Origin of the sequence: Litchfieldia stipae (assembly GCF_014837155.1) — a bacterium.
In the GTDB taxonomy this organism is placed as follows: Bacteria; Bacillota; Bacilli; order Bacillales; family Bacillaceae_L; genus Litchfieldia.
Window position 1 is genome coordinate 188,741 of record NZ_JACYHA010000002.1, and the last position, 13,631, is coordinate 202,371.

At 34.1% G+C, this 13,631-nt stretch carries 14 protein-coding genes; 1 reads left to right on the forward strand and 13 read right to left on the reverse strand.

All coding sequences use genetic code 11. The annotated features are described in order from the left end of the window. Positions 1-4: 4 nt before the first annotated feature. The 6 genes from F7888_RS03095 to F7888_RS03120 all read right to left on the reverse strand — a co-directional run bounded on the left by F7888_RS03095 (position 5) and on the right by F7888_RS03120 (position 6,698). Positions 5-268: a cory-CC-star protein gene (locus F7888_RS03095; protein WP_191777093.1), complete on the reverse strand. Its 264-nt coding sequence runs from the start codon at positions 266-268 to the stop codon at positions 5-7. A 61-nt stretch (positions 269-329) separates the two neighbouring features. Beyond that, positions 330-2,075, reverse strand: a complete 1,746-nt coding sequence (locus tag F7888_RS03100) for a carbon starvation CstA family protein (protein WP_191777094.1) — start codon at positions 2,073-2,075, stop codon at positions 330-332. Positions 2,076-2,280: 205 nt separating this feature from the next. Then, positions 2,281-2,880 carry a response regulator transcription factor gene (locus F7888_RS03105; protein ID WP_191777096.1) on the reverse strand — a complete coding sequence of 200 codons (600 nt, stop codon included), beginning with the start codon at positions 2,878-2,880 and terminating at the stop codon, positions 2,281-2,283. Continuing rightward, positions 2,880-4,016 (reverse strand): sensor histidine kinase, encoded by a 1,137-nt coding sequence (locus F7888_RS03110; protein WP_191777098.1) that lies wholly within the window; start codon positions 4,014-4,016, stop codon positions 2,880-2,882. The genes F7888_RS03105 and F7888_RS03110 overlap by 1 nt, the downstream gene beginning before the upstream one ends. A 114-nt stretch (positions 4,017-4,130) precedes the next feature. Further along, positions 4,131-5,150 (reverse strand): Delta(5) desaturase DesA, encoded by a 1,020-nt coding sequence (gene desA / locus F7888_RS03115; RefSeq protein ID WP_191777100.1) that lies wholly within the window; start codon positions 5,148-5,150, stop codon positions 4,131-4,133. Between the two features lie 114 nt (positions 5,151-5,264). Then, positions 5,265-6,698 (reverse strand): aldehyde dehydrogenase family protein, encoded by a 1,434-nt coding sequence (locus tag F7888_RS03120; protein WP_191777102.1) that lies wholly within the window; start codon positions 6,696-6,698, stop codon positions 5,265-5,267. 119 nt (positions 6,699-6,817) lie between these two features. Between F7888_RS03120 and F7888_RS03125 the strand changes: the two genes are divergently transcribed. Then, entirely contained in the window at positions 6,818-6,955 is a 138-nt protein-coding gene (locus tag F7888_RS03125; RefSeq protein ID WP_191777104.1) for a YuzL family protein, read from the forward strand. Positions 6,956-7,000: 45 nt separating this feature from the next. On the opposite strand, the gene F7888_RS03130 is transcribed toward F7888_RS03125, so the two are convergent. The 7 genes from F7888_RS03130 to F7888_RS03160 all read right to left on the reverse strand — a co-directional run bounded on the left by F7888_RS03130 (position 7,001) and on the right by F7888_RS03160 (position 13,526). Beyond that, positions 7,001-8,092 (reverse strand): GerAB/ArcD/ProY family transporter, encoded by a 1,092-nt coding sequence (locus F7888_RS03130; RefSeq protein WP_191777106.1) that lies wholly within the window; start codon positions 8,090-8,092, stop codon positions 7,001-7,003. A 222-nt stretch (positions 8,093-8,314) separates the two neighbouring features. Continuing rightward, complete coding sequence (locus F7888_RS03135; protein WP_191777108.1) at positions 8,315-9,475, reverse strand: Ger(x)C family spore germination protein; 1,161 nt, start codon at positions 9,473-9,475, stop codon at positions 8,315-8,317. A gap of 24 nt (positions 9,476-9,499) precedes the next feature. Next, positions 9,500-11,044 carry a spore germination protein gene (locus F7888_RS03140; RefSeq protein WP_191777110.1) on the reverse strand — a complete coding sequence of 515 codons (1,545 nt, stop codon included), beginning with the start codon at positions 11,042-11,044 and terminating at the stop codon, positions 9,500-9,502. Between the two features lie 368 nt (positions 11,045-11,412). Next, positions 11,413-11,682 carry a DUF1292 domain-containing protein gene (locus F7888_RS03145; protein ID WP_191777112.1) on the reverse strand — a complete coding sequence of 90 codons (270 nt, stop codon included), beginning with the start codon at positions 11,680-11,682 and terminating at the stop codon, positions 11,413-11,415. A 90-nt stretch (positions 11,683-11,772) separates the two neighbouring features. Further along, positions 11,773-11,970, reverse strand: coding sequence for a hypothetical protein (locus F7888_RS03150; RefSeq protein WP_191777114.1), 198 nt, complete (start codon positions 11,968-11,970; stop codon positions 11,773-11,775). A gap of 132 nt (positions 11,971-12,102) precedes the next feature. After that, positions 12,103-12,699, reverse strand: a complete 597-nt coding sequence (locus F7888_RS03155; protein WP_191777116.1) for a branched-chain amino acid aminotransferase — start codon at positions 12,697-12,699, stop codon at positions 12,103-12,105. Between the two features lie 65 nt (positions 12,700-12,764). Next, complete coding sequence (locus tag F7888_RS03160; RefSeq protein WP_191777118.1) at positions 12,765-13,526, reverse strand: exodeoxyribonuclease III; 762 nt, start codon at positions 13,524-13,526, stop codon at positions 12,765-12,767. Positions 13,527-13,631 lie beyond the last annotated feature (105 nt).

The following is a 13,631-nucleotide window of genomic DNA, read 5'->3' on the forward strand; positions in this document are numbered from 1 at the left end:
TCCTTTAACAACATCGAATTCCATCAAGTGGTGATTTCTCCATACCCATTCGTAAATGCCAGTCATGAAACTTCTCAATCATATAGGGATAAAGCTCCAACGTATAGTAAAATGCTGGATTTGGTAGACCTAAAGTTTCAGATAAACATAAAAGAAGAAATATATCATCTTCATTTCGTAACTCTCTAGCAATTTCTGTTCGATGATTAACGGATAGTATTTCATCATACAGCTGTATTATTTTTTTTAATGAAGACAGACCAATCATGAACATCACTCACTTTATTAATTATTGAAAAGGAAACCCAGACAAGCTGGGTTTCTGCTCATTACATTGTTTTATTAATACTTGGTGGTCCATCCTTTCTTGTTAGTTCTTTCATTGCCGTTAAAACAATCCAAATGGCAAACACTAGAATGATACTTCCGAAGATGAATAATAAAAGATTTGCATCTGTTGCCCCTACACCTGACCATTCGAAAATAACCTGTTGGAACATCGCCCAAATCGTCATAAACAATAGGAAAACCATTGGAATAAAGGAAACTAAGTAATTTCTCCCTAGACGTTTCAGCCAAATGGATATTAATAACAAGCTGATTGCAGCTAAAAGCTGATTTGTGGTACCAAACAATGGCCATAGTAAATATCCACCTGATCCAAATCCATTTGGACCTTTTGGCAGAAGAACTAAAGCTGCAGAAGCAACAACAGCTATTGATGTAGCGACATGTGTCTTAGAAAGCGTCGGTACATTATATTCACTACCTAGCTCAGCAATAATGTATCTCATTAAACGGACAGAGGAATCAAGTGTTGTTGCAGCAAAGCTTACAACAATAATAGATATAATGGTGCCAGCAATATCTGAAGGAATACCAATACCAGTAGCTAGCTGTGCCCCTCCTGCAATAAAGTTTCCTAACCCCCCACCATTTGCTGCGCTAAAACTATGATAAGCTTCTTTAAATTCACCAGCATTTGCAAAAAGAGTAACACATGCAATAATTGAAATTAATGCTAAGAATCCTTCCCCAACTGCCCCAAAATAACCAACAAAACGTGCATCTGTTTCTTTATCTAATTGCTTAGAAGTAGTTCCAGAGGCTACAAGTCCATGAAATCCAGAAATTGCTCCACATGCAATGGTAATGAAAAGTAATGGAAACCATGATGAATCAGATGCCCCTGGATTTGTGATTGGAGCTGTTATTTCTGGATTTAAGAATAATAACCCACCGTACATTATAAATAAGCCGACTACCAATTGATGCGAGTTAATATAATCTCTTGGCTGTAGCAATTTCCAAACTGGTAGAATGGAAGCAATATAACAATAAATCATCAGTATAATGATCCAAACAAAGAAGGACATTGCGACAGCATCAAGACCAAAGAGTGTCGTATTACCTGCTCCCCCAAAGTAATTGACCAAGTCAATTTGAAGTGCTGGCACCTTACTAGTTAGTACAGCAGAACCATACATGATTAAAAGTGCAATAATAGATGGTATCAGCATATTTCCTTTTTTCTTATAAACAGCATAACCAATCCAAATTGCAAGTGGTATTTCTAAAAAGACTGGGATAACACTCGCAGGGTATTTAATAAATAAGTTTGAAATGACCCATGCGAACACAGCGTTAACCATCAACACCAAAATTAATATGATAAATAAGAATAATAACTTTGCACGTTTGCCAATTAATTTATTTGCCAGTGTTCCAACGGATTGTCCTTTATTTCTAACAGATAAAACTAATGTACCAAAATCATGAACGCCTGCAGCAAATACGGTCCCTAACAAAACCCAAACTAATGCAGGTAGCCAGCCCCAATATACAGCAATTGCAGGTCCTACGATTGGAGCAGCACCTGCAACCGAAGTAAAATGGTGCCCCCATAATACCGTTTTCTTTGTTGGAACAAAGTCAACTCCGTCTTTAAATTCATGTGCAGGAGTAACAAAGTTAGGATCAAGTCGATAAATCTTTTCAGCTACATACTTTGAATAAAAACGATAACCTAAAATAAATACAATTGTTCCAATTACCGCTAACCAAATTGCATGCAAAAAAATCCCTCCTAATTCCTTTAGGTTTTTCTTACGAACAAGTAATGCCTATTAGTACTAATAACAACTTATGTAAGCGTTAACAATATTATTATCTGAATTTTAAGTAAAAACAAAAATAACCTAACTGAATTATCAGCTAAGTTATTTTCTTGATAAAACTGCCATTTGGACTGGTAGAATGCAATCTTGAAATATAGTGTATTTATTTAAACCAGCCTTTTTCTTTCGATTGCGAAATCGCTTCGATTCTATTTTTAACCTCTAATTTATCAAGTATGGTAGATATATAGTTTCGAACCGTTCCTGTTTTAATGCTCATCGTATCAGCAATTTCTTTTGTATTTTTCCCATCTGCAACTAGTCCTAATACTTCTTTCTCACGTTCTGTAAGTGGATTTCCTTCACTATAAACATCATCCATTAGTTCTGGCGCATATATTCTCATTCCTGCCATCACATTTCTAATGGAGTTTGCAAGTTCGTCACTTGGACTATCCTTTAATAAATACCCTTTCACACCTGCTTTGAGTGCACGTTGAAAATAGCCAGTACGAGCAAAAGTCGTTAGTATGATGACCTTACAATCAAAAGACTTTAGTTCTTCTGCTGCCTCTAACCCACTTTTTTCAGGCATTTCAATATCCATAATACATATATCTGGTTTAGTTTGATGAACAAGGTTAATAGCCTCTACACCGTTTGTTGCTTTCCCAACGACTTCTATATCATCTTCTAAACTTAGCAGTGAACCAAGTGCACCAAGCAGCATTCTTTGGTCTTCTGCTATAACGATTCTAATCATCAATTTAACTCCTTTCCTAACTGCTTTCTCACGTCTGGCACTTTCATAATTAATTTTGTTCCTTCAAATGATTCAATGTCAAGACTGCCATTAACAAATTCAAGTCTTTCTCTCATCCCTATCAGTCCACTACCTTTGTGTAAGGAATTTTCATCTTGAATGCCTATTCCATTGTCATGGACAATTAGTGTTATTTCATCATTATTTTGTTTAATTATAATTTGACAGGTTGTAGCATGACTATGCTTAACGACATTGGTTATAGCTTCCTTTAAACACATACTTAGTATATTTTCTAAGAATAAAGACAAATTTGATGATTGTCCTCGTTCATCATGAATGATTAATTCAATGTCAGCAGCCTTAAGTAATTGTGTTATTAGTGTTATTTCTTCCTTTAACCGGATCCCACGCATTTGCGAAACCATTTTCCGTACCTCATTTAAGGCCGTTCTTGCAGTATGTTGAACATCCTTCATTTCATTACGAGCCTGTTCTGGGTCTTTGTAGACGAGCTTTCTAGCAAGATCACTTTTTAAACCAATAAGAGAAAGCCTTTGACCTAATGTATCATGTAGATCTCTAGCAATCCGTTGTCGTTCCTCTTGTTTCACAAGCTCTGCAATTCGATTATGAGCATCTTCTAGCTGTTCTTCCAATAAGCCTTGTTTCTTCTTGTTATAAATATTAAAAGGGAGAAGGATGACACTAATCCAGATGATAATAATGAATGGCAGCTGAGATAAGAAGTCTTCTTGTTTTGTAACAATATTATAATTAATCGCAGCCGTTGTAAAAACTAAATGAATGATATATAAAGTTATAAAGGCAATTCTATTCTTAATATTTCCATTGTAATAAGCGATATAAAATGCAAAATATGCATATTGGAAATGAACGGTCATTGTGATCGAGATGGCTATTAAGATTGAGGTCCATAAATAAACAGGCCATTTAGTCGAAATGAAAGCGAAGCGTAAAGCGATAAAAAAAACAATTGTTAACGCAATCCCTATCCCTATTTCAACTGATGATGATGCTTGAAAGATAAAATAGAATGGTAGGATACTAAATACGCTCCAAATATATGGTGATATTCCCGATCCTTTTTGAAAAATGAAATACCTTTTTTTCATAGATAAACCTCGTCTGTTTTTGTCTAATCATATCACAAATATGAATAAATGTTAAAAAATGGCTGACCTAAAAGTTAATTCTTGCTTTTTAGGAGCAGCCATATTACATATATTTTACGTTGTGCTTACTTTTTCCTTCAGTGATGTTTGTTTGATGGCTTTAAAGCTAACAAATACCTTATTGTCTTCGTCCCACAAACGAAATTTCAATGAGCTTAAGCTTGTCGCTAGAGTAATCGTTGGTACATGCTGTAATGGAAGTGTATTATTATGTGCTTGCTCAAGCATGTAATTTGGTACTCGCGGACTAAGATGATGAACATGGTGATATCCAATATTACCTGTTAACCATTGTAATAACTTTGGAAGCTTGTAGAAAGAACTACCTTCTACAGCTGCTTTCACATACTCCCATTTCTCATCTTCTTCAAAATATGAGTCCTCGAATGTATGCTGGACGTAGAATAACCAGATACCAGCTGCTCCTGATATAAATAAGATTGTACCTTGAACAATCAGGAACGCTTTCCAGCCTATGATTAGTGATAAACCTATCGATAAAGCAAGAATTGAAATGTTAGTTATATACGTATTCATTCTTTCTTTTTTTCTCGCACCTTTTCGATTGAAGCGATTTTTGATTAGAAATAAATAGATAGGCCCTAATCCGAACATAACTAATGGGTTTCTATAGATTCTGTATGCGATTTTTGTTGAACGTGGTGCATCCATGTATTCTTTTACTGTCATTACCCAGATGTCACCAACTCCACGTTTATCTAAGTTAGAGCTTGTTGCATGATGAACAGAATGCTCATGCTTCCATTGACTGTACGGAAATAATGTAATTACACCTGTGATTGTTCCTAGGATTGCATTTACACGACGATTCTTAAAGAACGATTGATGACAACAATCATGGAATATAATAAATGTTCTTATAACAAATCCTGCGGCAAAAATGGCAAAGAAGAGTGTTAAGAAATATGAAATTGAAAGACTTTTATAAGCTAAGAACCAAAGAATGATTAAAGGAGCAAGAGTATTAATAAGCTGCCATATGCTATCTTTCGTATTGGCTTTTTCATAAGGAGACATTTGTTTTTTTAAGTTCAAATTTTGTTGTTTACTCATTGTTTTAATTCCCTTCATCTTTGTTATAATCCTATGATAAAGGGTTTCATAAAATGGTGTAAGTCATACATGTCATGTATGTCATATGACAAATGTCATGTATGTCCCTAGAATTTAATTTCTATTAATAATAACAAGCTTCATTTCAGTCATTTCCTCAATGGCGTACTTAATTCCCTCTCTACCTATACCACTATTCTTCACACCACCATATGGCATTTGATCCACTCTAAAGGTGGGGATATCATTAATAAGGACCCCACCAACTTCTAATTTGTCAGCAGCTTCAAAGGCAGTATTTATATCTTGTGTGAAAATTCCTGCCTGGAGTCCAAATTGAGAATCGTTCACTTCTTTAATAGCAACATCAATACTAGGAACTTTAGTGATTAAGACTACAGGGGCAAACACTTCATGACAAGAGATTCTTGATGTCGGAGGAACATTTAACAGGACAGTAGGATTCAATATTTCATCCTGCATATCTCCACCCAAAGCAACGCTTGCTCCTTCCTCAATTGCTTCTTCAAGCCAGGTCTTCACTCGTTGACTATCATTAGATGAAATCAAAGCTGAAATATCAGTTTCCTCATGGAGAGGATCTCCTATTTTTAATGTTTTTGTTTCTTCTATAAATTCTTTCACAAATTGAGAGTATATCTTTTCATGTACATATATTCGTTGCAATGAAATACAAACCTGACCTTGAAAAGAGAAGGCACCAGCAACACAACGCGAAATAATTTTATTCAAAGGGGCATTATGATCAATAATCACAGCAGAATTTGATCCAAGCTCTAGTGTCACCTTTTTTAAGCCAGCTTTTTTTCTTAGCTTAATCCCTACTTCTGGACTTCCTGTAAATGTTATTTTCTTCACGAGTTTACTCGCTGTTAACATTTCACCTATTATACGTCCCTCTCCAGTAACAATATTAAGTACACCTTTCGGTAATCCAGCCTCCTCACAAATTCTAGCAAGAAAATAAGCTGACATTGGTGTTTGAGATGCTGGTTTAAGTACGACTGTATTGCCTGCTGCAATTGCTGGTCCCACTTTATGTGCAACTAAATTCATTGGAAAATTAAAAGGCGTAATCGCAGCTACAACACCAATTGGTTCTCTTTTTGTATAGGCAATTCGATTTTCCCCACCAGGAGCTGCGTCAAGGGGAATAAGTTCACCAGTAATACGTTTGGCTTCTTCTGCTGCAAATTTATATGTTTGTATTGTCCTGGATACCTCAACTCTAGCTGCTTTTATTGGTTTCCCAGCTTCTTTTGCAATCATTTCTGCAGCTTCATGAAAGCGTTCTTCAAACAAAGCAACTATTCTCTCAAGAATGGATGCACGCTCGTGAGAAGGCATTTTGCGCATGATATCCACTGCTTGATATGCTGCTTCAATCGCATGTTTAACATCAGTAGCCGTAGCAACAGGGACCTCTGCTAAAGGCTGATGTTTATAAGGTGAAAAAAGAGTTTTATACTGTTCTGCAACAATCCATTCGCCATTGATGTAGAGCTTTTCTTTCAAAATAACTGACATAATTCACACTCCATTTCAACTTTTATTCTAGTGTATTTGTTTTAAATCAACTATAGTCGCTTTTTACTCGAATAAAATAGGTTTCGATAAGTGAAACTATTCGAAGGAGGTGTCTGATTATGTCTAGACCAAAAAAAGATCCATCTACCATCGGCTTGAATTCTTCTCAAGTTGAAGGACAAGGAACGACGAATAAGGAATTTGATGGAACAAGTAAAGATTCAGCAAGAAAGAAAACTAAAAAACAAGACGTATAATGTATTAAGACCTCCCAAAAGTACTGGGAGGTCTTAATATTTGATTTAGTCTGTAACTTTTTGTTTTTGATGCTTATTTTTTATTCTCATTAATATAAAGATTCCTACTATACATATCTCTAGGAATAAACCAATTGTTGCCCAAGTATAGAATGAGAATTCTAGTAATTGGATGTTATTTTTAAATAGTAAGATTGCCAATGTCCCAAGAAATAAGCCCATAGGTAAGACTAAATGAGAAGATTCAGATCCCTTAATATAGCTTAAAGACTTATTAATACAATATAATGTTAAAGCTATTTTACAAAACAAAGTGGGTGCCCAAACTGTTACAATGATTAAATCAAGTCGATCCAAAAAATCAGTAATATTTATTTGTTGGATTAATTGATAATTCGGGAATGTTGAAACTTTAGTGATATCTGCACCTAAAACAGCTAACTCTAGAATGAGTAAAATAAATAGTAGGATCATTGCAAATAATGCTCCTAATATGCTTATTTTTTTAATATGTTTAATTGGTTTTATATAAGGTATCAGTAAGAATACAATGACAACTTCCCCTAACCACGCAATAAGAAGGTACGATGATTGAAAGAGTGATGGGAATGCACTTGAACCTAATATAGGCTGTAAATTATTAAATTCAATTTCATTGGAAAGCATGAATGGTAGTAAGATAATGACAGTTGCCAATACAATAAATTGGATAACTGTTATACGAGTTATCACCTCTAATCCATTATGAACAATATAGATTACGGTCAAAACTGATAAGACCGTTAGAATTTCAATGGGTGTCGAAGGCAATAAGCTTGAAACAACAAAATCAGCTAATGCACGAACATCTCTTATAAATGCTAGTGATAAAAATAGAAGCATAAAAATACCAAAAATTTTCTCCATATATGGAGAAGAGTTGCCTATTTCTGTGCTTATTTTGTTTTTCAATTTTCGACTTCTACCTATTCCTAAAAATATAATGAGTATAATGATTGGGTAACTAATGAATGGGACCATCCAAGCATTTTGTTCTGCTATTTGTACCAAGACTTGAGGTAAACTAATTAAAGTGCCAGTAAAGAGAAAATTGGCTATTAATATAGAATATTGAAATGGTGATATTTGTGGTTTCATCTTGTAACCACCATCCTCGTAAAACGACCTATCGTATTGTTCAAAAAAATGATAAATTCTTCAAATCCAATGAAAAATGGGATTAAACAAGTTAAAATAAGGGTTATTCCACTTAGTATAAATCCTATATATACATCAACTTTATTCATTTCTTTCTTCTTTATTTGTAGTCCTATATAAAGGATTAGGAATATCCATGTTAATGTCGTACCGCCCATTTTATCAGTCCTCTGCGTCAATCCCTGTATTTGTTATTGTCCGAATATCAGTATCGGCTTTGATTGTCACTTCTAAATCTTTAAGTAGTTGGTCCCAGTTCTTTTCCCATTGATCCTGCCATTGCTTGTTTTCATATCTAAATAAATACCAACCGAAACCAAATACATCAATAGATTCAGATTTTGAATGTTCGATGATTGATTCTATTTGATCTTCTATCGTTTTGTCTAATTTCTCCTTCAACTCTCCATAAATTTCTGAATTTTTAATTGTAAAAGATTGTTCGTTTTGTTTCAATACGGAATAGGCCTTAACATTTATCGTAAATGACGGTTTTCCATTACTAATATTGTGTGTAACCGTTAAGTTTTCTCTGTTTATTTCAACATTCACTTCTTCAGTATCCCCAATAGGATATGTAATTGATTTTCCTGTCATTTTTTGTTTTAACCACATGATTCCTAAGGATTCTTCAGGATTTGTTGAGAAGACTAGTTTATCGTTTTTTAATACTGCGAAACGATCAATTTTAATTTCATCAGACTGTTCTTCTTTTTTATCATTATTTGTCTTAACGGTGTCTACTATTGGAATCACTGGGTCTTTACCTGGCCTGCTAATATCAAGTAAAACGTCTCTAACATTTATTCCAAGTGAGTTCTTTGTCATCTCCCGAATAGCTTCAGCTGGAAGTTGCTCTAAATGTGGGGAGGCATTAAGGATATCTATTGCTTTCCCTTCAGTAATCACTACAAAAGTAGAAAGCCTTGATTGAGGTTGAACTAGTATGACATCTAATGATTTTTTAAACCCTGAGGATGCTAATTCTTTACCGAAAACTACGACCCTTCGATGCGCAAAATATAGTCTTCTGGACATCTGTTGTTGAAGGTTATCATTACTCTCTTTAACGTTTCTTCCTAAACTTGAATCCACGTAATAAGGTTTCTCACCACTTGTTCCTCCACCACCACCACTTGAACCAGCACCACCCATAGCTCCTGGTAACGGTATTTGACAGGAGACTCGAAATTTATTTTCGTCTTCTTTATCGATTCCTGTCGCAGTAACAAAAGCCAAATCATTGATTTCAATACGATCCCAACACCCTGTTAAACATATTAATGTTATAAACATTACAAAACGTTTCAAGTTAAGATCCATAGATATCCTCTTCTTTAACAAAATTTAATTATCTTGTTTAGGAGATGGTTTCAGATTTGCCTTTTCTCTAACAAGATTTTGGTGAACAAAGTTTTTTGGTCTTTTATCCATTGACCACCATGGTGTCCGGATAAAAACATCTTTGAATTCATTAATCGATAATGGACCCAGTGGTGAAAAATATGGAATACCAAATGATCGTAAACTACATAAATGAGTTAATAGAATAATTGAGCCAATTACAATTCCAAATAAACCAAATGATCCAGCTAAAATCATCATTGGAAATCGTAATAAGCGAATTGAAATAGCCATATTAAATCTTGGAACTGTAAATGAAGCAATACCAGTTAGTGAGACCACGATTACCATGGGGGCAGATACTATACCTGCTTCAACGGCTGCTTGACCAATTACTAATGCACCAAGAATACTTACTGCTTGGCCAACTAATTTAGGAAGACGGATTCCAGCTTCACGCAATGCTTCAAAAGCAATTTCCATAATCATTGCTTCTACAAAAGCTGGAAAGGGAATGGCCTCTCTACTTGATGCTATGCTATATAAGAGGGTTGTTGGAATCATTTCTTGATGATAGGTGGTCACAGCAACATAGAATGCTGGTAATTGTAATGCGATAAATATAAAGACGATTCGTAGCCAGCGTAGAAAGATTGAGATATGAAATCGATGATAGTAATCTTCACTTGCCTGTAAGAATTGCCAAAAGGTTGCTGGTGCAATTAATACAAATGGAGTCCCATCAATGATGATTGCCACTCTTCCTTCTAGTAAATTCCCAGCGACAGAATCAGGTCTTTCGGTATTCTGGATTTGTGGAAAGAAACTCCATGGATGATCTTCTATGAGTTCCTCTATATAGCCACTTTCAAGTACACCATCAATCTCAATTCGATCTATCCGTGTTAATACTTCTCTTACTAAATCATCTGAAGCAAGACCTTCTATATATAAAATGGCTAAAGCAGTTCTTGTTTCAGTACCAACTTCTTTAGATACAATTTTTAACCGATTTGACCGAATTTTTCTTCTAACTAGACTCGTATTTACTCTAAGACTTTCTGTAAATCCTTCTCGCGGTCCTCTTATTGAGGTTTCAGTTTCTGGTTCAGCTACAGCTCTTCTTACCCCGCCTTGAGCATGTAAGATGATTGCTTTCTCAATCTCGTCAATAATTAAGACTGTGTTACCTTCCAATACTTTCTTCACTAATTCATTCAGGTAATTTGATTCGGAAACTTGTGCGATGGTAACCATATTTTTTTCAAAATAATTAGCATTTATTTCTCCGATATCTTCAATCTTGTCTAAAAGTTGAAATAAAACGTTAAATTCTAAACTTTTTGTATCAATCAACCCATCTACAAAAATTAAGTATGCTTTTTTTTCCTTTATTGAAAATTCCCTAAAAACAATGTCAGAACAATCTTTGAATAATTTCTTCAATTCGCTTATATTATTGAGAATATCTGATTTAAGAGGTTGATCAGATGATAAGTGGTTATCAAGTGTTTTTTTGTTTTTGGGTGTCTTTATAAATCTTCTCATTAGTTACTCCATTTTTTTAAATTTAACCAATATAGCATAAATTAACCTATTTTTTATATTTATATTCCCAAGGTAACAAAAAATAAAAGAAGCAAATCTAGTCATTAGATTTGCTTCTCTTTTATTTTGGCTGTTTTCTCAAAGTTTGTTGTTGTTTCAGATGAATGATTGAGAATGAGATTTCTAACAGACTGAATACACTCAAGACTCCCGTGGGATGCGTGAGCAAAGTGAGACGTGAGCAGGAGCGCTAGCGACGAGGAGTTTCACCGGTCACCCCAAAGGACGCGGAGTGTATTCAGGCTGTGGTATTAAAAGCAACATACGAAAACAGCCTTTATTTCCAATATTTCATTTTCAACTCTTACTTATTCCTCTTCATCCATGACACTTTCAAATGCGTTAGATACTTTTTCGAATTCGTCATCATCCTCGATATAAGAGAATTCTCCATCATCTTCCACCTTTAAAAAGAAGATATCAACATCTTCTTCAGAATCAACTTCAATATCCTCGACAAAACCGATTGCAATATAATCTGAGCCTGAAACTGTCATGGAAGCTAATACTTCGACCTCTTGTTCATTCTCATTTTCATCTGTAATTGTAAATACTTCTCCTACTTCGATCTTATCCATGTAACATCATCCTCTCTTTTCTTAAGTAACTAAATCTATCTTTCCATTTAAACAATTATTACATTCGGAATAAGAGATAATTATCAAAAATTAATACTTTCTATCAGAATTTGCTATTTGTTTTTTCATTATCTCATGAGATTTTTGAATAATATCTGTTAGAACATCACCTTTATATACTCTGCCAAATTTTGTGTTTTGTTGATAATATTCAACAATTTCGTCAAGTAAATCTGATGTTTCTTTACTAACTCGTACATTTAATTGAATTCTTCCTTCAGTACTCATTATTTGCACCTCTACTTCATACATTAGCATAGTGATAGCGACTGCTAGCACTATGCTATCTTTTAATAATTTATTGTTTTTCTTATTTCATCTTTAAAAAAACGCTTCTTAGTCAGAAACGTTGATTGTTACTTATTTTTCTTCAATGACTTCAATCAATTGGAATATTGAAGTGTATACAAGTTGGTAGGCACTCCCAATTGTCATTTCTTCATGAAACTCGTTAATAGCGTTTAATGAGAAATTAACATCCCATAAACCATCATTTTGGCTAAAACTCAGTTCAAAGCTTGTAGAGTCATTTTGCATTAATAGAAGTAATTGATCTTTTAATGCTTTTTCAAGTTTTTTTGGAATCTTTAATCCTAGCATGACATCATAGTTTCCGAATACATCATCTACTTCAATTGAAACAGCATCGACACCAATAATGTCAAACCAAGGTGATTCAAGATAAATGAATTCATTTTTATGGTCTTTTAAATATGTAAGTGGCTGATTTAGAAATGAATGATTTTCTTCTGATAGTAGTTCTTCAGTCTCTTTATCAGATCTTTCGATATATGCATCATTGAATCGTGAATTTCCTTCAATTATATTCATGTTGGTGTTAGCATCTAGAAGGTTGTGCTTATGTATATAATTATATTCCTCATTGTATACTTCAAGTGTTTTTTCACCTGTTTCAATCTTATTATTAATATAGTTCTGGATTTGTTTTCTCAGCATTCGTTCCGTGCCTCCATATATCGGTTTTTTTTAATAGTATATCCAAATAAGAAGTTGTCACAACTTTAATGTGTTAGATCCAGTTCAATACAAACAGGACAATGATCACTTCCAAGAATGTCTGAATGGATTTGTGCTTTCATTAATTGTTTTGTTAGTCTGTTTGAGATGATGAAATAGTCAATACGCCAGCCAATATTTCTTTCACGAACTTTGTTCATATAAGACCACCAGGTATAAGATCCTTCAATCTCAGGATATAAGTATCTGTATGAATCAACAAACCCCGCATTTAACAGCTCTGTCATTTTTCCACGTTCTTCTATTGTAAATCCTGAATTCCCTTTATTTGATTTTGCATTTTTTAAATCAATTTCTTGATGAGCAACATTTAGATCACCGCAGAGAATAACCGGTTTCTTCTTATCTAATTCCATTAAGTATGTACGAATACGATCTTCCCACTCTAATCGGAAGTTTAGTCTTGCAAGATCTCTTTGAGAATTTGGAGTATAGGTATTCACTAGAAAAAACTCGTCGAATTCTAATGTAATAATTCGACCTTCAGCTTCCTCTTGTTCCTCACCAACTCCATATTTCACTGAAAGAGGCTGCATCTTTGTGAATATAGCTGTACCCGAATAGCCTTTCTTGATCGCATAGTTCCAATATTGATGGTATTGAGGTAAGTCTAAAGAGATTTGGCCTTCTTGTAATTTTGTTTCCTGCAAACAAACAATATCTGCATCTATTTCATTAAAATAATCTAAAAATCCTTTTTTTACACAAGCTCTTAATCCATTTACATTCCAAGATACTAATTTCATCGACAAACTCCCTTAATCTTTCATTAAATTTATCTCTAACTATTAATACTATACCATTCCTAGCCATTCAATCTATTTTTTCGCTTTCAAAATGTAAATAAAAAT